This is a genomic window from Aeromicrobium sp. (assembly GCF_047607065.1).
GTDB lineage: Bacteria > Actinomycetota > Actinomycetes > Propionibacteriales > Nocardioidaceae > Aeromicrobium.
In genome coordinates, this window is sequence record NZ_JASGDU010000025.1 from 51,575 (window position 1) to 78,042 (window position 26,468).

29 protein-coding genes are annotated in these 26,468 nt (G+C 69.7%); 15 read left to right on the forward strand and 14 right to left on the reverse strand.

The genetic code is table 11. The features are described from left to right. Positions 1-56 precede the first annotated feature (56 nt). Complete coding sequence (locus QM597_RS03935; RefSeq protein ID WP_415003562.1) at positions 57-785, reverse strand: oxidoreductase; 729 nt, start codon at positions 783-785, stop codon at positions 57-59. Between the two features lie 49 nt (positions 786-834). Between QM597_RS03935 and QM597_RS03940 the strand changes: the two genes are divergently transcribed. Together QM597_RS03940 and QM597_RS03945 are read left to right on the forward strand one after the other, a co-directional pair. Next, the gene (locus QM597_RS03940) at positions 835-1,515 is read left to right on the forward strand and encodes a class I SAM-dependent methyltransferase (protein ID WP_415003563.1); all 681 of its coding nucleotides are present in this window, start codon (positions 835-837) and stop codon (positions 1,513-1,515) included. A gap of 75 nt (positions 1,516-1,590) precedes the next feature. Then, on the forward strand, positions 1,591-3,048 hold the full coding sequence (locus QM597_RS03945; protein WP_415003564.1) for a GuaB1 family IMP dehydrogenase-related protein: 1,458 nt from the start codon (positions 1,591-1,593) through the stop codon (positions 3,046-3,048). A gap of 11 nt (positions 3,049-3,059) precedes the next feature. On the opposite strand, the gene QM597_RS03950 is transcribed toward QM597_RS03945, so the two are convergent. Then, positions 3,060-3,545, reverse strand: a complete 486-nt coding sequence (locus tag QM597_RS03950; RefSeq protein ID WP_415003565.1) for a TetR family transcriptional regulator — start codon at positions 3,543-3,545, stop codon at positions 3,060-3,062. A 63-nt stretch (positions 3,546-3,608) separates the two neighbouring features. On the opposite strand from QM597_RS03950, the gene QM597_RS03955 reads away from it, so the two are divergent. From QM597_RS03955 to QM597_RS03965, 3 genes are read left to right on the forward strand one after another with little or no spacing between them, the layout of a single operon-like run. Further along, on the forward strand, positions 3,609-4,190 hold the full coding sequence (locus QM597_RS03955; protein ID WP_415003566.1) for a biotin transporter BioY: 582 nt from the start codon (positions 3,609-3,611) through the stop codon (positions 4,188-4,190). Positions 4,191-4,209: 19 nt separating this feature from the next. Then, complete coding sequence (locus QM597_RS03960) at positions 4,210-4,908, forward strand: energy-coupling factor ABC transporter ATP-binding protein (protein WP_415003567.1); 699 nt, start codon at positions 4,210-4,212, stop codon at positions 4,906-4,908. Beyond that, the gene (locus tag QM597_RS03965) at positions 4,905-5,510 is read left to right on the forward strand and encodes an energy-coupling factor transporter transmembrane component T family protein (protein ID WP_415003568.1); all 606 of its coding nucleotides are present in this window, start codon (positions 4,905-4,907) and stop codon (positions 5,508-5,510) included. The genes QM597_RS03960 and QM597_RS03965 overlap by 4 nt, the downstream gene beginning before the upstream one ends. Positions 5,511-5,656: 146 nt before the next feature. Here QM597_RS03965 and QM597_RS03970 read toward each other — a convergent pair whose 3' ends face one another. Further along, positions 5,657-7,891 carry an NADP-dependent isocitrate dehydrogenase gene (locus tag QM597_RS03970; RefSeq protein ID WP_415003593.1) on the reverse strand — a complete coding sequence of 745 codons (2,235 nt, stop codon included), beginning with the start codon at positions 7,889-7,891 and terminating at the stop codon, positions 5,657-5,659. A 161-nt stretch (positions 7,892-8,052) separates the two neighbouring features. Further along, positions 8,053-9,933 carry a hypothetical protein gene (locus QM597_RS03975; protein WP_415003569.1) on the reverse strand — a complete coding sequence of 627 codons (1,881 nt, stop codon included), beginning with the start codon at positions 9,931-9,933 and terminating at the stop codon, positions 8,053-8,055. 204 nt (positions 9,934-10,137) lie between these two features. On the opposite strand from QM597_RS03975, the gene acs reads away from it, so the two are divergent. The 4 genes from acs to QM597_RS03995 all read left to right on the forward strand — a co-directional run bounded on the left by acs (position 10,138) and on the right by QM597_RS03995 (position 13,523). Beyond that, positions 10,138-12,102 (forward strand): acetate--CoA ligase, encoded by a 1,965-nt coding sequence (gene acs / locus QM597_RS03980; protein ID WP_415003570.1) that lies wholly within the window; start codon positions 10,138-10,140, stop codon positions 12,100-12,102. 63 nt (positions 12,103-12,165) lie between these two features. Next, on the forward strand, positions 12,166-12,387 hold the full coding sequence (locus QM597_RS03985; RefSeq protein ID WP_415003571.1) for a hypothetical protein: 222 nt from the start codon (positions 12,166-12,168) through the stop codon (positions 12,385-12,387). Continuing rightward, complete coding sequence (locus QM597_RS03990; protein WP_415003572.1) at positions 12,384-12,818, forward strand: type II toxin-antitoxin system VapC family toxin; 435 nt, start codon at positions 12,384-12,386, stop codon at positions 12,816-12,818. Before QM597_RS03985 ends, QM597_RS03990 begins: the two co-directional genes overlap by 4 nt. Positions 12,819-13,094: 276 nt before the next feature. Further along, positions 13,095-13,523 carry a phage holin family protein gene (locus QM597_RS03995; RefSeq protein WP_415003573.1) on the forward strand — a complete coding sequence of 143 codons (429 nt, stop codon included), beginning with the start codon at positions 13,095-13,097 and terminating at the stop codon, positions 13,521-13,523. Here QM597_RS03995 and QM597_RS04000 read toward each other — a convergent pair. The 5 genes from QM597_RS04000 to nth all read right to left on the reverse strand — a co-directional run bounded on the left by QM597_RS04000 (position 13,489) and on the right by nth (position 17,776). Continuing rightward, positions 13,489-14,334, reverse strand: a complete 846-nt coding sequence (locus QM597_RS04000) for a hypothetical protein (protein ID WP_415003574.1) — start codon at positions 14,332-14,334, stop codon at positions 13,489-13,491. The genes QM597_RS03995 and QM597_RS04000 overlap by 35 nt on opposite strands. A gap of 268 nt (positions 14,335-14,602) precedes the next feature. Next, positions 14,603-15,772: a MarP family serine protease gene (locus QM597_RS04005; protein WP_415003575.1), complete on the reverse strand. Its 1,170-nt coding sequence runs from the start codon at positions 15,770-15,772 to the stop codon at positions 14,603-14,605. Continuing rightward, complete coding sequence (locus QM597_RS04010; RefSeq protein ID WP_415003576.1) at positions 15,769-16,431, reverse strand: NUDIX hydrolase; 663 nt, start codon at positions 16,429-16,431, stop codon at positions 15,769-15,771. Before QM597_RS04010 ends, QM597_RS04005 begins: the two co-directional genes overlap by 4 nt. Next, positions 16,428-17,114 (reverse strand): TlpA family protein disulfide reductase, encoded by a 687-nt coding sequence (locus QM597_RS04015; RefSeq protein WP_415003577.1) that lies wholly within the window; start codon positions 17,112-17,114, stop codon positions 16,428-16,430. Before QM597_RS04015 ends, QM597_RS04010 begins: the two co-directional genes overlap by 4 nt. After that, positions 17,111-17,776 carry an endonuclease III gene (gene nth, locus QM597_RS04020; RefSeq protein ID WP_415003594.1) on the reverse strand — a complete coding sequence of 222 codons (666 nt, stop codon included), beginning with the start codon at positions 17,774-17,776 and terminating at the stop codon, positions 17,111-17,113. Before nth ends, QM597_RS04015 begins: the two co-directional genes overlap by 4 nt. A gap of 373 nt (positions 17,777-18,149) precedes the next feature. Here nth and QM597_RS04025 point away from each other — a divergent pair, with 373 nt between their 5' ends. Next, positions 18,150-18,827: a Crp/Fnr family transcriptional regulator gene (locus QM597_RS04025; RefSeq protein WP_415003578.1), complete on the forward strand. Its 678-nt coding sequence runs from the start codon at positions 18,150-18,152 to the stop codon at positions 18,825-18,827. A 124-nt stretch (positions 18,828-18,951) separates the two neighbouring features. On the opposite strand, the gene QM597_RS04030 is transcribed toward QM597_RS04025, so the two are convergent. Genes QM597_RS04030 through QM597_RS04045 form a run of 4 tightly spaced genes read right to left on the reverse strand, consistent with a single transcriptional unit; the run spans position 18,952 to position 21,197 of the window. Then, positions 18,952-19,749, reverse strand: a complete 798-nt coding sequence (locus QM597_RS04030; protein WP_415003579.1) for an MBL fold metallo-hydrolase — start codon at positions 19,747-19,749, stop codon at positions 18,952-18,954. Further along, the gene (locus QM597_RS04035) at positions 19,746-20,582 is read right to left on the reverse strand and encodes an NUDIX hydrolase (protein WP_415003580.1); all 837 of its coding nucleotides are present in this window, start codon (positions 20,580-20,582) and stop codon (positions 19,746-19,748) included. The genes QM597_RS04030 and QM597_RS04035 overlap by 4 nt, the downstream gene beginning before the upstream one ends. Then, positions 20,579-21,040, reverse strand: a complete 462-nt coding sequence (locus QM597_RS04040; RefSeq protein ID WP_415003581.1) for a RidA family protein — start codon at positions 21,038-21,040, stop codon at positions 20,579-20,581. Before QM597_RS04040 ends, QM597_RS04035 begins: the two co-directional genes overlap by 4 nt. Position 21,041: 1 nt before the next feature. Further along, positions 21,042-21,197 carry a DUF4177 domain-containing protein gene (locus QM597_RS04045; RefSeq protein ID WP_415003582.1) on the reverse strand — a complete coding sequence of 52 codons (156 nt, stop codon included), beginning with the start codon at positions 21,195-21,197 and terminating at the stop codon, positions 21,042-21,044. 505 nt (positions 21,198-21,702) lie between these two features. Between QM597_RS04045 and cysD the strand changes: the two genes are divergently transcribed. After that, positions 21,703-22,617, forward strand: a complete 915-nt coding sequence (gene cysD, locus QM597_RS04050) for a sulfate adenylyltransferase subunit CysD (RefSeq protein ID WP_415003595.1) — start codon at positions 21,703-21,705, stop codon at positions 22,615-22,617. Further along, positions 22,617-23,882: a sulfate adenylyltransferase subunit 1 gene (locus QM597_RS04055; RefSeq protein ID WP_415003583.1), complete on the forward strand. Its 1,266-nt coding sequence runs from the start codon at positions 22,617-22,619 to the stop codon at positions 23,880-23,882. Before cysD ends, QM597_RS04055 begins: the two co-directional genes overlap by 1 nt. Positions 23,883-24,120: 238 nt before the next feature. Here the strand turns inward: QM597_RS04055 and QM597_RS04060 are convergent, their stop codons facing one another. Then, entirely contained in the window at positions 24,121-24,597 is a 477-nt protein-coding gene (locus QM597_RS04060; protein ID WP_415003584.1) for a DUF456 domain-containing protein, read from the reverse strand. Positions 24,598-24,643: 46 nt separating this feature from the next. On the opposite strand from QM597_RS04060, the gene QM597_RS04065 reads away from it, so the two are divergent. Genes QM597_RS04065 through QM597_RS04075 form a run of 3 tightly spaced genes read left to right on the forward strand, consistent with a single transcriptional unit; the run spans position 24,644 to position 26,319 of the window. Continuing rightward, complete coding sequence (locus QM597_RS04065; RefSeq protein WP_415003585.1) at positions 24,644-25,480, forward strand: DUF5926 family protein; 837 nt, start codon at positions 24,644-24,646, stop codon at positions 25,478-25,480. Between the two features lie 33 nt (positions 25,481-25,513). Beyond that, positions 25,514-25,786: a GlsB/YeaQ/YmgE family stress response membrane protein gene (locus QM597_RS04070; protein ID WP_415003586.1), complete on the forward strand. Its 273-nt coding sequence runs from the start codon at positions 25,514-25,516 to the stop codon at positions 25,784-25,786. Further along, a complete protein-coding gene (locus tag QM597_RS04075; RefSeq protein ID WP_415003587.1) occupies positions 25,783-26,319 on the forward strand; it encodes a DUF1697 domain-containing protein in 537 nt (178 codons plus the stop codon). The genes QM597_RS04070 and QM597_RS04075 overlap by 4 nt, the downstream gene beginning before the upstream one ends. Positions 26,320-26,468 lie beyond the last annotated feature (149 nt).

A 26,468-nucleotide genomic window follows, 5' to 3' on the forward strand; every position in this document is an offset into this window, starting at 1 on the left:
CGCTCCGGCGGTGGTGCCGTCCCTTCGTTCGGGACCGCACACCACCTGTGAATTCGTCATCTCCGGGTGATCGGGGAGGCTTCGGCACCACGAGCGAAGGACTCGGCCGCGTACAACAGCCACTGGTGGACTCCGGCCGCATCGCCGCGCGCATAACCGTCGAGCGCCTGGCGATAGGCGCGCGGGGCTGCGGCGTGGCCGGCCTCCGGCACCGTCACGGAGGCCGGATCGACGCCGGTGGCAACGAGCACGAGCCGTTCGGCAGCCCGCGCCACGATACCGTTGTGGGAGGCGAAGGCACCCGCAGCGACGATCTCGGCATGGACGAGGGCGGCCACGACCAGACCGGGTGCCTCGGTCGGCAGGGCCAGCAGCCGCGCCAACTCACGCAGCCGGGCGACACCTGCGGGATGCGCGGGTCGGCCGAGATCGTCATCGGGCACCGACCCCGCAGCAGCGAGCGCGTGTAGCCGGGCGAGGACCTGGACAGGGGTCCGTTTCCACTCCGGTAGCAACCCCAATACCTCACCGGACAGCCGCAGAGCGCCGCGCGCGGTGGATCCTCCCCCGCCGGCGGCGAGGTCGTCGGGGTCGATCTCGTCACCGTCGAGGGCAGCGCTCGCCGCAGCGCCGAGGAGTAAGGCGCGGGCGGTGTCCTCCGGCGTGGTCTTGCGCAGGCCGCGGTCGCGCAGCAGAGCGTCGATGCCGTCGCGGGTTCCGGCAAAGGCCGACGGCACCCCCTCCATCGAGGCGGCGGCGATGAAGGGATCGGCAGGGGCGGACACGCGCCACAGCGTACCGACCCCCGGCGTGCCAGCCGGTACCCTCCGAAGAGTGAACGACGCGGTGGAACGCTCGGCGAAATGGCTGGTCGGCGACCGGCTCGCCTGCGTGCTCCACGTCGGCGACGGGGCGCTGGCCTACCGACTCGTCGAGCAGGGCCACGAGGTCATCGTGGCCGGGACCGATGTGGTGCGCCGCCGCCATCCGGAGATCGCCTATGTGCGCACCGGCGGTGAACGGCTGCCGTTCGCCGCGCGGGCCTTCGACGCGGTCGTGGTGCCCGAGTTGCGCGAGTCACCCTCCGCGCTGGCCGAATACGCGCGGGTGCTGCGGCCGGGCGGACTGGTCTCCACGATGACCCGCCGCCATGACGAGTCGGTCCCCTGGGTGCGCAAGCTGCGCCAGATCGTCGGCGTGCGCGGGGGGACCTCCCCGGCCGCGGCGACGGACACCTTCGGCGCGTCGGGCCTGTTCGCCGCCCCGGAGACGCACGAGTTCGCCGTGTGGGAGGAGCTGGACAGCGGGGGTTTCGTGCAGTTCGCCCGCGACACCGGCCGGTACACCGACGACGCCACGCTGGCGCGAGTGCATCAACTGTTCCTCGACTCGGCCTCGGGCGCCGGCTTCCTCCGGCTGCGCCACGAGACCCTGTGCGTGCGGGCGCGGGTCGACAAGTCCGCCCTCACCGAGGACCCCGCTCCCCCGGACACCCTGCTCATCGACCTGTCCTGACCGGGCACCACAGGCACCGGTCGCCGCCCGGCTCGCGGGGAGCCGACGTGACTGAATCCGGCCTAGACTCGGCGCGTGGAATTTCTCAACGGACTGCAGCCGTCGCACGACCTGACCTACAACGACGTCTTCATGGTGCCGCGACGCTCGGAGGTCACCAGCCGTTTCGACGTGGACCTGTCGACGGCCGACGGCACGGGAACCACCTTGCCGCTCGTCGTCGCGAACATGACGGCCATCTCGGGCCGCCGCATGGCCGAGACGATCGCCCGCCGCGGCGGCATCGCGATCGTTCCGCAGGACATCCCGCTCGATGTCGTCGCGCGGACCGTCACCCGTGTCAAGGCCGCCCACACGATCTACGACACCCCGGTCACCGTGCCGCCGTCGATGACCGTCGGCGAGGCGCTGAGCCTGATCCCCAAGCGGGCGCACGGCGCGGCGGTCGTGGTCGACGACGGCGCGCCGCTCGGCATCGTCACCGAGCGCGACGGTGCCGAGGTCGACCGCTTCGCCCAGGTCCACGAGGTGATGAACGCCGACCTGTTCACCGTCGAGGCCGGCTTGTCGCCGCGCGACTATTTCGACGCGCTCGCCACGTCCCACGTGCCGCTGGCACCGGTGCTGGACGGCGGCACCCTCGCCGGCGTCATCACCCGTAAGGGTGCCCTGCGCTCGACGATCTACACCCCCGCTGTCGATCCCGGTGGACGGCTGGTGATCGGCGCGGCCGTCGGCATCAACGGCGACGTGCGCGCGAAGGCCGGGGCGCTGCTGGATGCGGGCATCGACGTGCTCGTGGTCGACACCGCCCACGGCCACCAGATCAAGATGCTCAGCGCCCTCCCCCTGGTCAGGGAGGCGCGCGACGCCTTCGCCGAGCGCACCGGCCGGCGTATCCCTATCGCTGCGGGCAACATCGTCTCGGCCGACGGCACCGGCGAGCTGGTCGAGGCCGGAGCCGACATCGTCAAGGTCGGCGTGGGTCCGGGTGCCATGTGCACGACCCGCATGATGACCGGCGTCGGCCGCCCCCAGTTCTCCGCGGTGCTGGAATGCGCTGCGGCGGCCCGTGACGCAGGTGCCCACGTGTGGGCCGACGGCGGCGTACGCTATCCCCGCGACGTCGCGCTCGCGCTGGCCGCAGGGGCTGCGAGCGTGATGATCGGCTCCTGGTTCGCCGGCACCCACGAGAGTCCGGGCGACCTGCGGTTCGGTCCCGACGGACGCCCGTACAAGGAGTCCTTCGGCATGGCCTCCTCCCGCGCGGTCGCCAACCGCACCCGCGACGCCGCCGGCTTCGAGAAGGCCCGCATGGCGCTGTTCGAGGAGGGCATCTCGACCTCGCGCATGTTCCTCGACCCGGACCGGCCGGGCGTCGAGGATCTCGTCGACGCGATCACTGCGGGCGTGCGTTCATCATTCACCTACGCGGGCGCTCGCACGCTCGCCGAGTTCGCCGACCGGGCCGTGGTCGGCCTGCAGAGTTCGGCCGGCTACGACGAAGGCCGCCCCCTGCACGCCTCCTGGTAATCGCGCGACCCTCACGCACGACAGATGATGGCCAGGCCGCGGGCGAAGGAGGCGTCGAGGTCCGGGTCGAGGGCGATGGCGCCGACCGCTGCGGCCTGGCGATGCAGCTGGGTCGCCTGGGTGTGCCCGACGACGTAGATCATCAGCGTGCGGGCCACGTCGCGGCCCACGCGCTCGGCCAGCGCGGCCTCGATGGGCGAGTCGGTCAGCCCGAAGGCGGCGGCCGTGGCGACGACCTCGGCACCGTCGCGGACGGCGAGCATGGCCGCGCGGAACCTGCCCATCGAGGCGGCGACGTCGGCGTCGATCTCCACCCCGTCCACGAGCCGCGCGGCCATGAGCGACAACAGCGTCTGCTTGTTCTCGACGTGGTGGTACAGCGCGCTCGGCTGCACGCCCAGCGCACCGGCGACGCGCCGCATGGAGCAGAACTCCAGGCCGTACTCGTCGAGCACGCCCAGCGCCGCGGTGACGACGTCATCGAGGCTGTTGGCCATGCGCTCAGCCTATCCAGTAGCCTGAACACTGTTCACCTGAACACCGTTCACTCAAGGATTCCCATGACCGCCACCTCCCCCACGCGCCGCCGCTCCTCGGCGACCGACCTCGCCCTCGTCACGACCTTCGCCGCCGTCATCGGTGTCTGTGCCGTGCTGCCGGCCGTCAACGGCGTCGCCAACGTCCCGTTCACGCTGCAAATGTTTGGCGTGTTCCTCGCCGGAGCCGTGCTCGGCGGACCGCGTGGCTTCGCCGCTGTCGCCCTCTACCTGGCCGTCGCCACCGCCGGCGTGCCGATCTTTACCCAGGGCCAGGCCGGCCCCGGCGTCTGGGGCGGTGCCACTGGCGGCTACCTGCTCGCCTTCCCCTTCGCCGCGCTACTCGTCGGCTTCGTCGCCAGCGCGGTCGCGCGCCGCAACGAAGCGGTGTTCGTCGGCGTGGTCTCGGTGGCCGCCGCCCTCGTGACCGTCGCCGTCGTCGGCACACTCGGCACGCTCGGCATGGCCCGCGCCCTCGACGTCTCGCTCGGCGTCGCCTGGGGCTATGCGACCCCCTTCTTCCTGGCCGACATCGCCAAGGGCGTCATCGCCGCCCTCGTCGCCGCCGCCGTACACCGCGCCTTCCCGCAACTGCTGCGCCACTGACACCCGGCAGACTGAGCCCGTGATCGAACTGCGCGAGGCGAGTGTCGTCGTCGACTCCCCCCAGGGGCACGTCACGCTGCTGGAACCGACCACGCTGAGGCTCGACGAGTCCCGCGTCGGAATCGTCGGCGCGAACGGCTCGGGCAAATCGACCCTCGTCCGCCTGTTCAACGGGCTGAGTCTTCCGGCGTCCGGCCAGGTCCTGGTCGACGGTCTCGACGTCGCCGAGCAGGGGCGCGAGGTACGCCGCAAGGTCGGTTTCGTGTTCACCCACCCGGACGCGCAACTGGTGATGTCCACGCCGTTGGAGGACGTTTCCCTGTCGCTGCGGCGCACCGTCGCGGACAAGCGGGAGCGGCGCGAGCGAGCACGGGCGGTGTTGGACGAGATCGGCCTCGGTGAGCGCGCCGACGTCTCGGTCCACTCGCTGTCGGGCGGGCAGAAGCAGCTGCTCGCGCTAGCCGGGGTGCTCGCCACCGAGCCGGAGGTCGTCGTCGCCGACGAGCCGACCACGCTGCTCGACCTGCGCAACGCCCGGCTCGTCGCCGAGCGGCTGTTCGGACTGCGTCAGCAAGTCGTCGTGGTGACCCATGACCTCGACCTCGCCCGACGCTGCGACCGGGTACTGGTGGTCGACCAGGCCCGTGTCGTCTTCGACGGGGCCGCCGCCGAGGCGGTCGACCACTATGTCGCGCTGGTCGAGGACTCGGCCCTGTGAGCGACCTGCTCGGCGTCTACCGCCCCGGCACGACCTGGCTGCACCGACGGCCGGCGGGGCAGAAACTGGCCGCGGTGGCGCTGTGGTCGATCGCGGTGGTGGCGCTGCGCGGGCCGGCCTACTCGCCGATCTTCGCGGGTATCGCGCTCCTCCTGGCCGTGTGGGCGGGGCTGCCGCTGCGCCGGACTCTGCGGACGATGCGCGGCTTCCTGCTCATGCTCGCCCTCGTCGCGGCCTTCCAGACCTGGCAGCGCGGCCCCGACATCGCGGTGGCGGTCGTGACGAACCTGCTCGCATTGTTCCTCGTCGGCCTGGTCTTTACCTCGACCACTGCCGTCGACGACCTGCTCAGCACGGTCGAGCGCATCGCGTCGCCGCTGCGGTTCGTCGGCGGACGACCGGAACGGATCGCCTTGGCCTTCGCCCTCGTGCTGCGCGCCCTCCCGGCGGTCATGGAGGTCGCCCAGGAGACTCGCGCGGCGGCGAAGGCACGGGGGCTGGAACGCAACCCCCGTGCCCTGCTCACACCCTTCGCCATCCGTGTAGTCGCCCACGCCTACGCCACCGGCGACGCCCTCGCCGCCCGCGGACTCGACGACTGACAACACGCGCGGTTAGTCCCGCCGGCTGAGGTGCGAGGAGCTTGCGACGAGCCTCGAAGCCTGCGGTGGTAGGTCATTTCGAGGCTCGCTCGTTCCTCGCTCGTACCTCAATGACCAGCTTCGCTCCTCCCACCTCGGGGGGAGCGTCAGCCGAGGGTGGCGAGGGTCTCGTTGAGCGTGGCGGACGGGCGCATGACAGCCGAGGCCTTGGCGACGTCGGGCTGGTAGTAGCCGCCGATGTCGGCCGGCGACCCCTGCACCGCGATCAACTCGGCGACGATGGTCTCCTCCTTGGCCGCGAGCGCCTCGGCGAGCGGGCCGAAGGCCGCGGCCAGCTCGGCGTCCTCGGACTGCGCCGCCAGCTCCTGTGCCCAGTACAGCGCGAGGTAGAAGTGACTGCCCCGGTTGTCGATGGTCCCGAGCTTGCGGCCCGGCGAACGGTCGTGGTCGAGGAAGGAACCGGTCGCCCGGTCGAGCGTGTCGGCCAGCACCTGCGCACGGGGGTTGTGCGTGGTCTGGGCCAGGTGCTCCAGGCTCACCGCGAGCGCGAGGAACTCGCCGAGGGAGTCCCAGCGCAGGTAGTTCTCCTCGACCAGCTGCTGCACGTGCTTGGGCGCCGAGCCGCCCGCGCCGGTCTCGAACAGGCCGCCGCCGTTGATGAGCGGCACGACCGAGAGCATCTTGGCGCTCGTGCCCAACTCGAGGATCGGGAACAGGTCGGTGTTGTAGTCGCGCAGCACGTTGCCGGTGACGCTGATCGTGTTGAGGCCCTCGCGGATGCGCTCGACCGACAGCTTCGTGGCCTCCTCCGGCGAGAGGATGCGGATGTCGAGGCCGTCGGTGTCCCCTCCCACAACAGCAGGGTCGGGCAGGTAGGCCTCGACCTTGGCGATGAGGTTGCGGTCGTGAGCGCGCGACGGATCGAGCCAGAACACCGCCGGGTCGCCGGTGGCGCGGGCGCGCGTGACGGCCAACTTGACCCAGTCGCGGATCGGCACGTCCTTGGTCTGGCAGGCGCGCCAGATGTCACCGGCCTTGACCGCGTGCTCGATCAGCACGTCACCGGCGGCGTTGACGACGCGCACCGTGCCGTCGGCCGGCACCTCGAAGGTCTTGTCGTGGCTGCCGTACTCCTCGGCCTTCTGGGCCATGAGGCCGACGTTGGGGACGGTGCCCATCGTGGCCGGGTCGTAGGCGCCGTGGGCCTTGCAGTCGTCGATGACGACCTGGTAGACACCCGCGTAGGAGGAGTCGGGGATGACCGCCAGCGTGTCGGCCTCCTGCCCGTCCGGACCCCACATGTGGCCCGAGGTGCGGATCATCGCCGGCATCGACGCATCGACGATGACATCGCTGGGCACGTGCAGGTTGGTGATGCCCTTGTCGGAGTTGACCATCGCCAGCTCCGGGCCGTCGGCCAGCTCGGCGTCGAAGGAGGCCTTGATCTCCGCACCGTTCGGCAGCTCGGCCAGGCCCGCGAGGATCGCACCGAGGCCGTCGTTGGGGCTGAGGCCGGCGGCGTCGAGGTCGGCTCCGAAGGTCTCGAAGGTCTTCGGGAAGAAGGCCCGCACGACGTGGCCGAAGATGATCGGGTCGGAGACCTTCATCATCGTGGCCTTGAGGTGAACGCTGAACAGCACGCCCTCGGCCTTGGCGCGGGCGATCTGCTCGGCGAGGAAGGCGCGCAGCGCGGCGACGTCGAGGAAGGTGCCGTCGATGACCTCACCGGCGATGACCGGCAGCGACTCCAGCAGCACTGTGGTCGTGCCGTCAGTGCCGGCCAGTTCGATGCGCAGCGTGTCGTCGGCCTCGATCACCACCGACTTCTCGTTGGCGCGGAAGTCGTTGACGCCCATCGTGGCCACGGCGGTCTTCGAGTCGGCCGTCCAGGCGCCCATGCGGTGCGGGTGAGCCTTGGCGTAGTTCTTGACCGAGGCGGGCGCGCGGCGGTCGGAGTTGCCCTCGCGCAGCACCGGGTTGACCGCCGACCCCTTGACCTTGTCGTAGCGGGCGCGGATGTCGCGGTCGGTGTCGCTCTGCGGGTCCTCGGGGTAGTCCGGCAGCGCGTAGCCCTGCGCCTGCAGTTCGGCGACGGCGGCCTTGAGCTGCGGCACCGACGCGGAGATGTTCGGCAGCTTGATGATGTTGGCCTCGGGGCGCAGCGCGAGCGCACCGAGTTCGGCGAGCGCGTCACCGACCCGCTGTCCCTCGGTGAGGAACTCGGGGAACTGGCTGAGAATACGGCCCGCGAGCGAGATGTCGCGCGTCTCGACCTCGACACCCGCAGTCTTCGCGTAGGCCTGGATGATCGGCAGGAACGAGTGCGTCGCCAGTGCGGGGGCCTCGTCGGTGTGGGTGTAGATGATCGTCGGATCGGCCACGGTAACTCCGTTTCGCGCGCAAGATTGTTTGATATCAAGATATCTCATGAAGGAGACACGCCACGGTGTCACCTCGGCGGCCCCGTTGTCGAGACCTTTCCCTGGCGGGAGTCCCTTCGAGGCTCGGCCGCGAACGGCCTCGCACCTCAGGGACCCGCCTGTCAGGTGCGGCGGCGGATGAGGAGTCCGCCCGCCACGGCCAGGAGCAACCCAAACCCGACCGCCATCCACGAGAGTCCCGACCCCGTACCCGGCAACACCCCGGCCACCGTCGTCACATCTCCAGCAGCAGCCTCGATCACCACCGGCCCGTCACCGGCGGCCTCGCCGACCGCCGTGACCGTGATCGTCGCCGCATACGTACGACCATCCCCACCATCGACCAGATACGTCACCGGATCGGGCGTACCCACGAAACCCGCCACCGGAGTAAACGTCACCTCACCAGTCAACGGATTCACACTCCACGTGCCCTCATCCGTGGTCAAGGTCGTCACCTCACCACCAGTCACCGGATCCACCAACCGCACCGACGTCGGATCCAACGACTCACCCGGAACCGAATCATTCGCCAACGGATCGAACACCGCCGAACCACCCGGCACCGTGTAAACAACATCATCCGTGACCGCACCGATCACCTCAACAGACACCTCAGCGGTATAGGTCACACCATCGTCACCATCAACCACATACGAGATCGCCGGAACCTCACCCACATACCCCGCCACCGGAGTAAACGTCACCTCACCCGTCGTCGCATCCACCGACCACGTGCCCTCATCGGTCGTCACCGACGACTTCGGCTGACCGTCGACCGGATCCACCAACTTCACCGACGTGGCATCCAACGTCACACCCGACGGCAACCCCGAGACGTCATTGGCCAGCACATCCACCGTCACACTCGCCTCACCCGGCTGCAACGTCGCCGAGTCATCGACCACCGCCACCGGATCAACCACACTCAACTGCGTCCCCGTCGGCACACTCGGCACAATATTCGCCACCGTCGACGACAGATTGTCATTCGTGTTCGCGTACGTCCCCGCAGCCTGCGCCACCACCGACACCGTCACCACACAACTCGTACCCAAATCCACATCAAGATTCTCGAACGTCAACGTGCCCGCACCCACGGTCACATTGCTCGACGCATTCTCACCACAATCCGTGAACGTCACCTCATCACTCGCCGCCACCAGACCCGACTGCAGCGCGTCCGTGAAATCCATCCCCACCAGGTCGACACGACCCGAACCCGACGGATTAGCCACCGTGAACGTCAAATCCACCGCCTGACCCGGAATCACCCGAGACGACGAGAACACCTTCGTCAAATCCGCACCCGGATACGAAAACGTCGCCCACACGGAATCCCTGGTGGACGTGGTGAGGTTGTGCGCCTCCAGGGTGAAGTTCTGCACCTTCGTCTGGCCGGCGGCCGTCGGACTCACCAGGAACGACCCACAACGGCCGTTGCCGTTGGTGCCCGCATCCGACGCGCAGCCGCTATTGCTGGTCGTCGTGGTGGTGAGGTTGGTGGTGGTCGAGTCCGACGTCATCGCGGAGTTGCTGCTCAGCTTCGTGATCTGGACGCCGCCACCGAAGACGAACTGCGACTCGTCCTGGTTCAGCACATGGAAGATCAGACCCTGAACCGGCTTACTGAACGCCACGTCGAGCACGCGACTAGCCGCCGCATTGCACTCGAAGCGGGGGATGTAGCCGTACTGATTCGGCGGAGTCGGCGTGTACGCGGCGGCCGCGTTCGTCTGGGTGGAGAGATTGATGCTCTGCGTCACGTTGTAGCACCAGCCGGTCGCGGCCGTCGTGGTCATCGTGCCCGTCACGCCGGTCGGGAAGATGAGCTGGACCACCGTCGTGGCATTGGTCGTCGTCGCGTGGCTCAACCAGACGTGGTCCGGATCGGCGGCCGCTGTGGCGGGAGCCGCCGTGCCCAACACCGCCATCGTGCCAGCGGCCAGCACGGCGCTCAGACCCAGCGCGCAACGACGAAAAGAACCAAAGACAGGCGACATACCCTCCATTCTCGCAGCAACCGGGTTCTCCAGATTGAGTTTCGAGGACCCTTCGTCATGCCCGCAGCCTTCCCCGCCGGAACCCGTGTTCACCGGGGCCACCGGTCTCGGCCAACCACGAAGGTCACAATGTGAGGTAGAACACGCATACATCTCGTTCCCGCCTCACCAGCGGGGACAGGAAACGGTCCCTAGGAGAAACCCGTGACTGACGAGACCATCAGCAATCTGGCCCACGAGGACCGCATCTTCGAGCCTCCGGCCGACCTGGCCGCGCAGGCCAACTTCACCGCCGAGACCTATCAGCAGGCCTCCGCCGACCGGCTGGCCTTCTGGGCCGAACAGGCCGGCCGACTGACCTGGGACACCCCGTTCGGCGAGGTCCTGGACTGGTCCGATCCACCCTTCGCGAAGTGGTTCGTGGGCGGCAAGCTCAACGTCGCCTACAACTGCGTCGACCGGCACGTCGAGAACGGCCTCGGCGACAAGGTGGCCTTCCACTTCGTCGGCGAGCCGGGCGACACCCGCACGATCACCTACGCCGACCTCAAAGACGAGGTCTGCCGCGCGGCCAACGCGATCACCGAACTCGGCATCGTGGCCGGCGACCGGGTCGCGATCTACCTGCCGATGATCCCCGAGGCGGTCATCGCCATGCTCGCCTGCGCCCGCCTGGGCGCCCCGCACACCGTCGTCTTCGGCGGCTTCAGCTCCGACGCCCTGGCCAGCCGCATCGCCGACTGCGGCGCGAAGCTCGTCATCACCGCCGACGGCGGCTATCGGCGCGGCGCGCCCTCGGCGCTCAAGCCGGCCGTCGACGAGGCGCTGGTCAAGCTCGGCGAGGCCAGCCCGGTCGGGAACGTCCTCATCGTCCGGCGGACCGGGCAGGAGGTCGCCTGGAACGGCGATCTCGACCTCTGGTGGCACGATCTGGTCGACGAGGCCTCGACCGACCACACGCCCGAGGCCTTCGACGCCGAGCATCCGCTGTACGTCATGTACACCTCCGGCACGACCGGCAAGCCCAAGGGCATCCTGCACACGACCGGCGGCTACCTCACCCAGGCGGTGACGACCTTCTTCGGCACGTTCGACCACAAGCGCGACACCGACGTCTACTGGTGCACCGCCGACATCGGCTGGGTCACCGGGCACTCCTACATCGTCTACGGGCCGACTGCCGACGCAGCGACGCAGGTGCTCTACGAGGGCACTCCGGACACCCCGCACAAGGGCCGCTGGTGGGAGATCGTGCAGACCTACGGCGTGACCCTCTTCCATACCGCCCCGACGGCCGTGCGCACGTTCATGAAGTGGGGCCGGCAGATCCCGGCCGAGTACGACCTGTCGAGCCTACGGGTGCTCGGTTCGGTCGGCGAGCCGATCAACCCCGAGGCGTACGTCTGGTACCGCGAGAACATCGGCGGCAACCGAGCACCCATCGTCGACACCTGGTGGCAGACCGAGACCGGCGCGCACATGATTACGCCGCTGCCGGGCGTCACGGCAGCCAAGCCCGGCTCGGCAATGACCCCGTTCCCGGGGATCAGCGTCGATGTGGTCGACGACGCGGGCCACTCCGTGCCGAACGGCTCGGGCGGCTACCTCGTGGTGACCGAGCCGTGGCCGTCGATGCTGCGCACGATCTGGGGCGACCGGCAGCGCTACATCGACACCTACTGGTCGCGCTGGCCGGGCATGTACTTCGCCGGCGACGGGGCCAAGAAGGACTCAGACGGTTCGATCTGGCTGCTGGGGCGCGTCGATGACGTAATGAACGTGTCGGGGCACCGGTTGTCGACCACCGAGATCGAGTCGGCGCTGGTCTCGCACCCGAGCGTCGCCGAGGCGGCGGTGGTCGGCGCGAGCGATGACACGACCGGGCAGGCGGTGGTGGCCTTCGTCATCTTGCGCGATAGCGCCGACGGGCAGGATGTCCAGGCCGAGCTGCGCAGCCACGTCGCCAAGGAGATCGGTGCCATCGCCAAGCCGCGGCAGATCATGGTCGTGCCGGAGCTGCCCAAGACCCGTTCGGGCAAGATCATGCGCCGCCTGCTGCGCGACGTGGCCGAGAACCGCGAGGTCGGCGACGCGACGACCCTGGCGGACTCGTCGGTCATGGATCTCATCACCGCCGGCCTCGCCAAGCCGTCCGCCGACGAGGACTGACGTCCGGGCCGGCCGCCGCCGCATTCGCATGACGCGCTCGCGGCGGACTTGTAGGCTGCGAATATGACCGTCAGTCGAAGCGAACTCCACGATCTTGTGGACGAGCTGCCCGATGGCGAACTCGCTCGGGCCGCCGCCGACCTCCGCCGCCATCTCACCGCAGTCGACAGTCCTGTCTCTCCGCCCTTCTCATGGATCGGCACGGTCGACAACCCCGATGTCCCCGAAGACCTGACCGAGAACCTCGACGCCTACATGACGGACTTCGGTCGCCACCCACGATGATCGTCTTCGACACCGGACCACTGGTCGCGGCGGCCATACCGAACCAACGCCGCCACCATGCCTGTGTCGAACTACTGACCGGGTCCCGCTTGGCCGGACGGCGGCTGATCCTGCCACCCACCGTCACTGCGGAGGTGGGCTACTTCCTCAACCGATACGGCAGCCCCGCCGTTGAGGCCGCATTCCTCGGCTCGGTCGCCGCAGGGGATTTCGAGACCGTTGACCTGACACCTGCGGACTACCGGCGCATGAGCGAACTCGTCAGCCGATATGCGGACCTCCCGCTGGGCACCACCGATGCCTCGGTGATCGCCGTCGCCGAACGTCTGGGCGCTACCGAGGTCGCCACGCTCGATCTCCGGCACTTCTCCGTCGTCCGGCCCAGGCACATCGCCTCGCTCGCCCTGGTGCCGTCCGCCGACGAGGACTAAGGATCCGCTGGTTTATTCGGGTTGCGTGCTGTTGGCCGGTCCCTGAGGTGCGAGCTTGCGAGCCTCGAAGGGACTCCAACCGCAACTCATTTCGAGGCTCCGCTCGTACCTCGCTACACACTGGGGGTACCTCCCGCTTGCGGGGGACAATGAGCGGCATCGACCTATAAGTCAGCACTTCCCTCACGCCCGCCCGGCCGCAGCACTCCGAACCACGGGGCGGCACCATCGGCCGGGGGCGTGACGTGGAGCACGGGGCGCTTGTAGGCTCCGGACATGGCACAGTCCGACAACCTCGCGCCCGCGTCGACCGACGAACCCACCATCGGACGGCTGGTCGCCGACGCCAGCCGCGACCTGTCCTCCCTGGTACAGCACGAGATCGCCCTGGCCAAGGCCGAGATGCGCTTCAGCGTCAAGGCCGGCGTACTCGGCTCGCTGCTGTTCCTCGTCGCGGGCTTCCTCGGCCTGCTCATCATCATCTTGCTGTCATTCGCCTTCGCGTACTTCCTCACGATGACCGGCCTGCATGCCGCCTGGGCGTTCCTCATCGTGTCGGGCGTCTACGCACTGCTCGCGGTCGTGCTGGTCCTCGTCGGGGTGAGCCGGCTCAAGAAGATCAAGGCACCGGAGAAGACCATCGCCACCGCCTCGCAGATCCCGGCAGCGCTCAAAGGGCAGCGTCCTGGCCGCGACGCCGCCTGAGCATTCCGGCCGCCGCCCACGCGGCACCGACCACCACCACGACCAGCGTGCCGACGCCCACGTCGAGCAGCATGCGGTCGTAGGACGACTGCGCCACGTCGAGCACGACCGACGCGACCCGGTCGCCGAGTCCTGAGGCATCCGACACCTCGAACGAGCCGACCGCCAGGTGGGCCAGGACGTACTCCATGCCGACGACGATGAGGCCCGCGATACTCAGCACCAACAGGGCGTTGCCGCGACGCTTGGCGATGGCCACGCTCGCCAAGCCCAGCACCACTGCGGCACCAAGGGCGACCGTGGCCTGACCGGGGGTGTTGTCGACGAGGGCGATGGCATCGCGCGTGGCCGAGTCGTCGGCGACGACCGGCAGGCTCGACGGCACCTCGACATCGACATCGGCTGCCTCGGCCGCCGCCGCGACCAGCGGGGCGAGTTCCACGACGAAGCCCTGGTCCTGACCGTCAAACATCTGCTGATGTGCCTGGCGCTGTGCCTGCGCCCAGGCATCCACGACCGCCTCGCGCGCTAGCCCTTCGGCGGCGGCCCGGCCGATCTCGGTGAGCGTCTGATCGATCATGCTCTGCGGGACGCCCATCTCGGTGAGCCGCGTGCTCGCCTGCGACTCCAGCTCGTCCACGACCGACGCGACGACCTCGTTGCGCGTGTCCGAATCGTCCAGGGCGCTGCGGCTCAGCGCGACGTAGCCGTCCTCGTCGGCGATGTTCATCCCGACCCACAGCAGCGGCAGCGCCACCGCGAAGGCGGCGAGGCACAGCAGCCCGACGACAAACGATCCGAAGGTCCTCATGCACACTCCTTGGCCGGCACGTGATCGCCCCCGAGACTACGCGGCACATCCCTAGCCACTCAGACCGGCGGACGTCGGTCATGGAGAACGCGCGCGGAGAGGCGCGAACTCGGTCATTGAAGCGCGAGCGCAGCACGCCGGTCCCTGAGGTGCGAGCCTGCGAGCCTCGAAGGGACCAGGACCGTGGCGGGTCTCTTCGAGGCTCGGGCGCGGGGTGCCCTCACACCTCAGGGACCGGGCCGGGCGAAGGTCCTACCGGCGGGGTCGGTCAGGAGCAGTCGCCGGTGGAGACGGCCTTGGTCGAGGCGACCCCCTCCTCGGCCGCGTCCTGCACCTGATCGGCCGTCAGCGCATAACCGGTGTTCGCGTCGCTGATGGAGGCCGCGAAGATCACGCCCAGCACCCGCCCGTCGGTCGAGACCAGCGGCCCTCCGGAGTTGCCCGACCGCACCAGGCCGCGAATCGAGAATGACTCGCGCACATGCTCGCCCTGGTTGTAGATGTCGGGACTCTTGAGCCGGATCTGCTCGCGAATGCGCGCCGCCTGCGCGTCGAACGGCCCGTTGCCCGGATAGCCGAGCACCGCCGAGTCCTGACCGGCCTCGCCGCCGGTGTCGAACTCCAGCGCCGGCAGGTCGAGGTCGACCGCGAGCACCGCGATGTCGAGCGCCGGATCGAAGACGACGACCTTGGCCGAGAACGACCCCTCCGTCGTGATCACCGACGGCTTCTCGACCCCGGCGACCACGTGCGCATTGGTCATCACCCGGTCCTCGGCATACACGAAACCCGACCCCTCGATCCCCCGGTCGCAGGACGCCTGCCCGAGGATCTTCACCACCGACGCCGACGCCTGGGCCACCCCCGGCAGGTTCAGCGTTGCCGGGTCCGGCGGACCGACCTTGACGATGTCCTCGCTGTCGAAGGGGTCCAGGTAGCGCGGGAAGATATTGGCGTCGATGGCGTTGCTGAACGCATGCAGCAGCCGGTCGGCCTGCGACGGCATCACCGAGTCGACCCCGTCCAAGATGGCCGACTCGCGGGCGGCCTTCGACAGATACGGCACCGAAGTGCCGCTGAGCGCATAGCCGAGCGCCCACGACACCACGAGCACCGACACGACGCTGAGCACCCCGCCGCCGGCCGCGTCGAAGAATCTCCCGCGCGGCGTCCGGACACCGGCGCGCAGATCACTGCCGATCACCGTGCCGAGGACCTGTCCGCCCACCGCCGCCACCACCACGAGCGCCAGCGCCACGAGGGAAGCGGTCAAGTTCGGCTCGTCCGGCGAGATCACCAGGGGCACGAGAACCACCGCGACGGCCCCGCCGATCAGCAGGCCCACCGTGGCCGCGAGGTTCGCCCGGAACCCCTGAAGCGCTCCCGAGACCGCGAAGGCCAGGGCGATGACGACGATGATGAGATCCAGGGAGTTCATGGCAGCGGCGGCAACTCTCGCTCGTCGGAGACATCCCAGGGACGCTCCCAGCCGACGACCTCAAACAGCCGCGCGATGACCCCCGCAGTGAAGCCCCACAGCGGGATCGGCGTGCCGACGTCGAACGCCGGCCCGCGCCAGCCTGCGGGATGGACCACCGTGAACCGGCGCGCCGGGTCGAGCAGGTCCTCGATCCTCTGGTGCAAGACGGTGCGCACCTCCTCGGCCGACACCGGCGACAGCACCGTGGGCTCGCGCCAGTACGCGAGGACGGGGGCGACGGCGAAGTTGCTCGGCGGCAGCCACAGCGTCGGCAGCACTCCGAACACGTCGACGCCGGACGGGTCGAGGCCGACCTCCTCGGATGCCTCGCGCAGAGCGGCCGCCACGAACCCGTCCCGGCCCTCGCCGTCACCGGGATCGACCCGGCCGCCGGGGAAGGACACCTGCCCGGCGTGCTGGCGCATCGTCGGTGCCCGCTCGGTAAGCAGCAGCTCGGGACCGCCCTCGCCGTCGGCGAACAGCATCAGCACGGCCGCCGGATGGGCACCCTCGGGCGGATGCGGGAAGCGCGGCGAGAGCCGTTCGGCCTCGATCGATCCGGCCAGCTCGGCCAGCGGGCGCAGCCATTCGGGCACCGGGGGCACGGCGACGCTCACGGCTCGACCTCCAGGTGCTCGGCGATATCGTCGACGAGCACACCGTAGTCGTCGTAGGGCGTGAGCTGCGATCCGGCGACCTTTCCGTCGCGCAGGAAGACCGTGGTCGGCAGTCCGCGCAACGACAGCGGGACGCGCAGGGCGCTGCCCGGATCGGCCACCTGGGGATAGGTGACGCCGGCAGTGCGCGCCAGGTCGACGGCCGCCTGCGGGTCCTCGTCGGCGAACACGACACCGACGAAGCTCACCTGCCCGGCGTACTCGCGCGCCGCTTGTGCCAGCAGCGGCAGCTCCCGGCGGCACGGCTCGCACCAGTGCGCCCACACGTTGACCACCACGAGGCCGTCGAAGGCGGCCAGGTCGGCCGGCTCCCCCGTGGCGACGCAGACGAGGACCGCCTCGGCCAGCGGGCCGTCGCCGCCTGCGGCCGGGCACGCGGCGATGCCCGCTTCCTGCGCGGCCGCCTGCACCGCAGCGTCGATGGGGGCACCCTCGGTCTTCACCTCCGCCGAGCGATCCGGGGCACAGCCGACCAGCGCGAGCGTCAGAAGGAGCACGGCGACCACGGCCCGCTGCGGTGCCCGCCGGAATCCCTGCGGGGACTGAGAACCGGTCCCTGAGGTGCGAGCTTGCGAGCCTCGAAGGGACCAGAACCGCATCTCGGTGACCGGATGCGGCCTCATGCGCGGCCTTGGGTCGTCACCAGGGCTTCGGCCTCGACCGGGTCGGTCGGCCCGAGACCGTAGGACGGGCACCAGCGGGCCACCGGGCAGGCCCCGCACGCCGGGGTGCGCGCGTGGCAGCGGCGACGGCCGTGCCAGATCAGCCGGTGGCTCAGCATCGTCCAGTCGCGGCGCGGAAACAGCTCGCCCAGGGCGTTCTCGGTGCGCACCGGATCGGCGACCGTGTGCGCGTCGACCCAGGCGAATCGCTCCACAAGCCGCAGGACGTGCGTGTCGACGGGCAGACCGGGCACGTCGAAGGCGTTGCCGAGGACGACGTTGGCGGTCTTGCGGCCGACCCCCGGCAGCGTCGTCAGATCGGCCATGCGCGGCGGCACCTGCGCGTCGAACCGCTCCACCAGCGCCGCCGACAACCCGAGCAGGTGGCCGGCCTTCGCCCGGAAGAACCCCGTCGGCCGAATCACCTCCTCCAGCTCGGCCCGGCCCGCGCCGGCCATCGCCGTCGCGTCGGGCCAGCGGGCGAACAACAGCGGGGTGATCGCGTTGACCCGCCGGTCGGTGGTCTGCGCCGACAGGACGGTCGCCACCAGCAGCTCGAAGGGCGTGCCGAAATCCAGTTCGCAGCGCGCTTCCGGATAGGTCTCGGCGAGCACCCGGTGCATGCGGCGGGCGCGCCGCACCAGCGCCGTGCGCGAGACGTCGCGCGACGACGGAACCACTGCCGGATCGCGCGTCGCCGGAGTTCTCGCCACCGCATCAGCCTAGAGGTTCCGCCCGTCGAGGAGCCTGGTCCCTGAGGTGCGAGCGCAGCACACCTCGAAGGGACCCACCAAGGCAGGCTTCGAGGCTCACTCGTTCCTCGCTTGCAGCTCAGCCAGCGGGACCTGCTGGCGAAATCTCCTAGTTCGCGGCACCCACCAGTCGTTTGCCGCCGCCGACCTGGCCACATAGTGACCGCCAATCGCCCCGCGAGACCGCAAGATGTGCCAGACTTCCACTGGACGTGTGACGCACTTGACATGAGAGAAGGCCCACGTGAGCGAGGAAGTACTGCGCCAAGCCCCGTTGTTCGCCGGTCTCGACGAGGACGCCGCCGCGACGCTGGAAGCATCGATGGCATCGGTGAGCCTGCGGCGCGGCGAAGTCCTGTTCAAGGAAGGCGACGAAGGCGACCAGTTGTACGTCGTCACCGACGGCAAGATCAAGCTCGGCCGCACCTCCCCGGACGGCCGCGAGAACCTGCTCGCCATCCTCGGTCCCGGACAGATGTTCGGCGAACTGTCCTTCTTCGATCCCGGCCCGCGCTCGGCCACCGCCACCGCCGTCACCGATGTCGACATGCGCAGCCTTGGCCACGATGCCCTCAGCCCGGTGCTCGACAGCCACCCCGGCGTTGCCAACGCGCTGCTGCACCAGCTGGCCGGGCGCCTGCGCCGCACGAACGAGGTCGTCGGCGACCTGGTGTTCTCCGACGTTCCGGGCCGCGTCGCCAAGGCGCTGCTGGATCTCGCCAGCCGCTTCGGTCGCGGTGCCGACGACGGTATCCACGTCAATCACGACCTCACGCAAGAAGAACTGGCCCAGTTGGTCGGTGCCTCGCGCGAGACCGTCAACAAGGCGCTGGCCGACTTCGCCCAGCGCAGTTGGCTGCGCCTGGAACCACGCTCGGTCATCATCCTCGACATCGAACGCCTCCAGCGCCGCGCCCGCTGAGCGGAAGAACCGGTCCCAGCGACCTGAGCTCATTTCGAGGCTCGCAAGCTCGCACCTCAATGAGCGACCGGTCCCTGAGGTGTGAGGCCGCCTGCGGCCGAGCCTCGAAGGGTTCTACCGCCGGCTACTGACCAGCCAGGTAGGCGAGCTGAGCCTCGACGGAGCGCTCGGCGGCGGGCCACAGCGAGCGGTCGACTGCGGCGTACACCCGCTCGACGACCTCGGCTGCGGTCGACGCCCCCGCTGCCACCGCAGCCCGTACCTGGTCGAGCCTCTCCAGCCGGTGCCTCCGGTAGAAGTCGACCGCCGCGCCGGCCTCGTCCAGCACCGGCCCGTGCGCCGGGTACAGGCGCGCCACACGGCCCGCGCCGATGAGTGCGGCGATCCGCTCCAGCGAGTCCAGGTACGGGCCCAGCGCGCCGTCGGGGTGGGCGATGATCGTCGTCCCACGCCCCAGGATCGTGTCGCCGGTCAGCAGCGCCGCATCGTCTTCGACCAGCAGGCAGACCGAATCGGCGGTGTGCCCGGGCGTGAACACCACCTCGATCCGCAGCCCGTCGACCTCGATCACCTCTCCGTCGGCCAGCGGCTCCGCGTCCCGGCACCAGGCGGCCTCGCGTGCCCTCGCCGGAGCGCCCGTGCGAGCGGCCATCACGTCGATGGCGTCGGTGTGGTCTGGATGCCAATGGGTATAGAGCACGAGCGCGACGGCCCCGGCCCGCGCGAGCACGACATCGAGGTGAACCGGATCGTCCGGCCCCGGATCGACCACGACCGCGCGGCCGCCGCCGGGTGCCCGCAGGATCCAGGTGTTGGTGCCGTCGAGGGTCATCACGGTCGAGTTGTCGGCGCGCACGACGCACGCCCACCGGCTGACCTCCACCGGCACGTCCGTCGGTGCCTCAGTGATCGGCTCGGTCATCGCTGTACCTCGTTCGTCACCGGCTCGTCCTCCAACGGATTCTCGATGTACCAGGCACCGCCTCGGCGCACGAGCCGCGGCTCGATGCACTCCACGACCCGCGCCCCGGACCGTTCGACCGCCTCCGCCGCCGGCACGCCGCGCAGGTCACGGCACACCGCGATGGTCGGCGGCAGCATGACGACCTCGCCGGCGGCAACATGCGCCAACGCCGCCTCGGGCGACAGCCAGCCGCCGCGGTCGGCCTCGCCGGGCAGCGATCCCACCTGCTGCCCCTCGGGGACGGCGGCGACGAAGAACCGGGTGTCGAAGCGCTTCGGCTCGAAGGCCGGGGTGATCCAGTGCGCCCACGCGCCCAGCAGGTCGGTCCGCACCACCCAGCCGTGCTCGGCCAGCACGTCGGCCAGGCTCCGCCGGCCGGCGTCCAGGTCGAGGCGGACCTGCGTGAACTCCTCGGCGTCCAGGCCGGTTGCCGTACGCTGCGCGTCCGGGCCGGCCAGGAGGATGCCGGACTCCTCGAAGGTCTCCCGGATCGCCGCGACGAGCAGCGACCGCGCGGTCGGGGCGTCGCAGCGCAGCCGCTCGCCCCACTGCTCGGGCGACGGACCGACCCAGCCGGCCAGCGGCTCGTCGTCACCGGCCTGCACCGAGCCGCCGGGGAAGACCGACATGCCCGGCGCGAAGGCCATCGTCGGCTGGCGGCGCAGCAGGTAGGTCTGCGAGCCATCGCCGGGCACATCGCGCAGCAGCGCGACCGTCGCGGCGGCACGCGGAGCGGACACCGGCCGGTCGAGGTCCGGTTCCCAGCCGTCGGGCAGGCGGATCCGGCTCACGGTGCCACGGCCACCTGAAGCTCGACCTCCACCGGCGATCCGAGCGGCAGCTCGGCCACGCCGACGGCGCTACGGGCGTGCTGTCCGGCCTCACCGAAGGCGGCGGCGAACAGGTCGCTCGCACCGTTGGCGACCGCCGGCTGGGCGGTGAATCCGGGAGCGCTCGCCACGAACACGCCCACCTTCACCACCTGCACGACCGCGTCGAGGTCGGCCACGCTGCCGATGGCCGCGACGGCGTTGAGCGCCGCGATCCTCGCCAGTTCCACGGCCCGCTCGGGATCGATCTCGGCACCGACCTTGCCGGTAGCCACGAGCGTCCCGTCGACGAAGGGCAGCTGCCCCGACGTGAAGACGATGCCGCCGTGAGCCACTGCGGGCACATAGGACGCCACCGGGGCGGCCACCGGGGGCACTGTCAGCCCGAGCGCCGCCAGCCGATCGGCCACCGCCGACATCTCAGGCCGCCGGCCGCTTGAAGTAGGCCACCAGGTTCTCCGGGTTCAGGCCCGGCACGATCTGCACGAGTTCCCAGCCGTCGCGGCCGAAGTTGTCGAGGATCGCCTTGGTGTTGTGGACGAGCAACGGTGCGGTCAGATATTCCCACTGCGTCATAGCCCGACTGTAACCACTCGGGGCGCGACCGGTCCCCGAGGTGCCGCGAGAGACCGGCGGCCTCGAAGGGACGTCAGCGGGTAAAGGTCCCTTCGAGGCTCGGGCGCGGAGCGCCCTCACACCTCAGGGACCAAATGCCGGTGACTGCGGCGGGACCGCTTATCGGCGAAGGGCCATTTCGAGGCACACCAGCGGTCCCTGAGGTGCCGCGAGGAACGAGCGGACTCGAAGGGACCTCGGTGGGTGAAGCCTGCCGTGGGCGGGTCATTTCGAGGTGTGCTGCGCTCGCACCTCAATGAACGGGTCCGCTTATCGGCGAAGAGCCTGTGCAGCCCCGCCGTCCCACATGCCGGAATCGGTCAGGCGCACCCCTGCGGCGAGCCTAAGCTCGGATGGCACCAGCCCTGTGCGGTGCGGCGGAACCGCCGAGGCAGCACGTCTGGCGGCGACCTACCAGAACGCCGCCGACTACGATGTCCCGACAGCCCTGTTCCGAGAGGCCGAGATGACCGCACCGCACGCCGACTACCGGCTGAGCCAGTTGGACCAGCTCGAAGCGGAGTCCATTCACATCTTCCGGGAGGTGGCTGCGGAGTTCGAGAAGCCCGTCTTGATGTTCTCCGGCGGCAAGGACTCCATCGTCATGCTGCGCCTGGCCGAGAAGGCCTTCCACCCGGCGAAGATCCCCTTCCCGGTGCTGCAGGTCGACACCGGCTACGACTTCCCCGAGGTCATCGCCTGCCGCGACCGCTGGGTCGAGCGCCTGGGCGTCAAGCTCATCGTCGCCAGCGTCGAGGAGGCCATCGCCGGCGGCATCGTCGTCGACGACGGCCGCACCAGCCGCAACCGCCTCCAGATCGGCACGCTGCTGCACGCCATCGAGGAGAACGGCTTCACGGCGGCCTTCGGCGGCGGGCGGCGCGACGAGGAGAAGGCGCGCGCGAAGGAGCGGGTCTACTCCCACCGCGACGAGTTCGGCCAGTGGGACCCCAAGAACCAGCGCCCCGAGCTGTGGAGCCTGTACAACGGGCGCATCCACGCCGGCGAGCACATGCGCATCTTCCCGATCTCGAACTGGACCGAGCTGGACATCTGGTCGTACATCGGCCGCGAGGGCATCGATATCCCCGACATCTACTTCTCTCACCAGCGGCGGGTCTTCGAGCGCGACGGGATGCTGCTGACCGAGTCGCAATTCAATCCGCTGCGCGAGGGCGAGACGGCCGGCGAGCGCACCGTGCGCTTCCGCACGGTCGGCGACCTCACGCTGACCGGATGCGTGGAGTCCGCCGCGTCGACAGTCGACGAGATCATCGAGGAGGTGGCCGTGGCGCGGGTGACCGAGCGCGGTGCCACCCGCGGCGACGACCGGTTCTCCGAGGCCGCCATGGAAGATCGCAAGAAGGAAGGCTACTTCTGATGACGACCGCCACGGGCCACATGGACCTGCTGCGCTTGGCGACCGCCGGTTCGGTCGACGACGGCAAGTCGACGCTGATCGGCCGGCTGCTGCTGGACTCCAAGGCGATCTTCGAGGACCAACTGCAGGCCGTGGAGGCGACCAGCGAGGCCAAGGGCTTCGACTACACCGATCTCGCCCTGCTGACCGACGGGCTGCGCTCGGAGCGCGAGCAGGGCATCACCATCGACGTGGCCTACCGCTACTTCGCGACGCCGAAGCGCAAGTTCATCATCGCCGACACCCCCGGCCACGTGCAGTACACGCGCAACATGGTCACCGGTGCCTCGACGGCCGATCTCGGCCTGGTGCTGGTCGATGCCCGTCAGGGGCTGACCGAGCAGTCGCGCCGGCACGCCGTGCTGCTGTCGCTGCTGCGGGTGCCGCACCTGGTACTCGCGGTGAACAAGATGGACCTGGTCGACTACGCCGAGGACGTCTTCGCGCGCATCCACGACGAGTTCACGCAGTTCGCCACCAAGCTGAACATCCCGGACCTGGAGGTCATCCCGATCTCGGCGCTCCAGGGCGACAACGTGGTGACACGCTCGGCCACGATGGACTGGTACGGCGGCCCGACGCTCATGCACCATCTCGAACACGTCCACGTGGCCTCCGACCGCGATCTCGTCGACGTGCGCTTCCCGGTGCAGTACGTGGTGCGCCCGAAGTCGCAGGAGCATCACGACTACCGCGGCTACGGCGGTCAGGTCGCCGGCGGCGTGCTCAAGCCGGGCGATGAGGTGATCGTGCTGCCGAGCGGCATGACGACGACCATCGAGGGCATCGACCTGTTCGACCGGGAGGTCGCGCAGGCCTTCCCGCCGATGTCGGTGACCATCCGGCTGAGCGACGACCTGGACGTCTCGCGCGGCGACATGATCGCGCGGGTCAACAACGCCCCGACGCCGACGCAGGACGTCGACGCGATGGTCTGCTGGATGACGACCACCCCGCTGACCGTGGGCCGCAAACTCGCTGTCAAGCACACGACGCGAGCGGCGCGGGCGCTGGTCAAGGAGGTGCAGTACCGCCTCGACGTCAACTCGCTGCACCGCGACTCCGAGGCCGGGCAGCTGGGCTTGAACGAGATCGGCCGGGTGCGGCTGCGCACCACCACGCCGCTGCTGGTGGACCCGTACTCGAAGAACCGCACCACCGGGTCGTTCATCCTCATCGACGAGGCCACCGGCGTCACCGTCGGCGCCGGCATGATCAACGGCTGAACCTGCGGTAAACCCCGGTCGTTGAGGCGCGAGGAGCTTGCGACGAGCCTCGAAACGACCCCAACAACGGACCGCTGCTCAGGTCCCTTCGAGGCTCGCTCGTTCCTCGCTCACGCTTCAGGGACCGGGTGCGCCCCGGTCGTTGAGGTGCGAAGGCCGGCCACGGCCGAAGCCTCGAAACGACCCCCACGGCTCCTACCCGTGGCGGGTCCCTGAGGTGCGAGCCTGCCGCGACGGGTCAGGTCAGCACGAGGGCAGCCGCGAAGACGGCTGCGGCGACCAAGCCCGAAGCCAGTTCGATGAGGATCGACAGGCCGACCGCCTTAGTCGCGGCCACCGTTGACGGCCAGGCCTCCGCCTGTCCGACTCGCTGATACTCGGCCAGGTAGACGCCGGCCAGGAAGCCCAGGAACAGGCCGACGACCGGGATCACGAAGAATCCGGCGATGGCGAGCAGTCCACCGATGAGCACCGACGAGTTCGGAACGCCGGAAGCCTTGAGCCGCCGTCCGGGCACCACGTATTTGACGATCTGGCCGACCGCCAGGACCAGCAGCGCGCCGCCGGCCCACAGCCATGCCTGCGTCGTCCCGTCGTCCACGGCCCAGCCGACCAGAGCGGCCGCGATCAGCAGCGCGCCCGGCAGGAACGGCAGCACGATGCCGATAATCCCGACGGCGATGGCCAGGCTCGCCACGATCTCCACGGTAGTCACGGGCACCATTCTGCCCGGTGACCGCACTCGCCTAGGCTCGTGCCTCATGGGCAAGAAGTCGCGCCGCAAGGGCGAGAAGAAAGCACGCATGCCGTACGTCGCGCGGACCTTCGAGGGGCTGCCGGGCGAACTCGATCTGGTCGCTATGCGCGAGTTCGTGCCGTCGGCCACCGGCACGCTGCGGCTCGCCGCCGACGGCCGCGAGATCCGCGTCTGTTCGCTGCTGCCGGGCAACGGCGCGGGGGTGGTGCGACCCGACGGCGAGATCTGGCTCGGCCTGCAGGTGCTGCACAACCACGGTGACATCAGCCGCGACCTCGCGGGCATCGTCGAGACGGCCCTGACGCTGGAGCCTGGCCAGCCGGTGCCGGTCCGCGACCCCGGCGTCGGCCCGCGATTGCAAGACATGGTGGACCCCAGCAGCGACCTGGGCGTCACCGTCCACGCGGGCTTCGACTTCTGGCTGGAGAACGTCGAGGCCGGCGAGCAGGCCGTCGCACTGCTGGAGCAGGCCAACGCGGGGGTCGCGCCGACGGTCAAACTCGACTCGGTGGAGGCGGCCTACTGGACCCAGATGGGCGAACGCCGCTTCCTGCGCTGGGTACAGCCGACCGACGAAGCGCCGCTGCTGGACGCCTTCGCCCGGCTGCATGCCGGGCAGGCCGATCATCTCGGCGAGGGCGTGCGGCTCATCGGCATGTTCCGCGCGCACGGGCTGCTCGTGCCGGTCTGGGAGACCGACGGCGAGGCCGCCGCGCTGGAGGAGCCGGCCGCCGCCCTGCGAGAGCGTCTCGACGAGGCCCTCGCCGACGACACGCCGCTCACCCCCGAACAGCGCGACGCCCGCAACGGTCTGGCCAACCGCCAGCTCACCATCCGCTGACACGCCACGTGTCGTCGGCGTAGGGTGGACGGCATGTGGGGAATCATCATCTTCTTGATCGTCGGCCTCGTCGCCGGACTGCTCGCGCGGGCGCTCGTGCCCGGCAAGGACTCTATGGGCCTCATCGCGACCACCGTGCTCGGTGTCGTCGGGTCCTTCGTCGGCGGTGGCCTGTGGGCCGTCTTCACCGACGCGAAGCTCCTGGACTTCAACACTGCCGGCCTGTTCCTGTCGGTGGTCGGCGCGATCATCGCCCTGGTGGTCTACAACCGCTTCGAGGCCAAACGCTCCTCCGGCACGAAGTGACGCCGCCGCTCCGCATCCACCTCGTCCGCGCCGTCAACGTCGGCGGCACGGCGAAGCTGCCGATGGCCGACTGGCGCGCGCTCGCCGAGGGCCTGGGGGCGACACGGGTGACGACCTACATCGCCTCGGGCAACCTGGTCTGCGTCCCGCCCGACGACGATCACGACGCCTTCGACCGGGCGCTGGAGCACGCCGTCGAGGAGCGGTTCGGCTTCTTCCGCGAGGTCATCAGCCGTTCCCGCGAGGAGGTCGCCAACGCGCTCGCGGCGCACCCGTTCGAGGTGATCGAGCCGAAGTTCTCCTACATCACCTTCCTGACCGCCGCGCCCACTGCGGAGGCCGTCGAGGCGGCCCGCGAGGTGCCCACCGGAGACGACCGGTGGGAGGTCATCGGGCGCGATCTGCACGTGCGCTACGCCCAGGGTGCCGGACGCCCGCAGATGAAGGACGCCACCGTCGGCCGCCGCCTCGCCGTGGCAGGCACCGCCCGCAACCTCAACACCGTGCGGAAGCTACTGGAGCTGTCGGCCTAGGGCGTGTTGATCAAGTGGTTTCGTCTTCGCGTGGGTGAGTCTTGAACGGTGATGCGGCAGGAGATCTCTGACGAGGTGTGGTCGGTGATGGAACCGTTGATGCCGACGGTGACCGGGAGGTCGCGGCCGTGGACGGATCATCGGCTCGC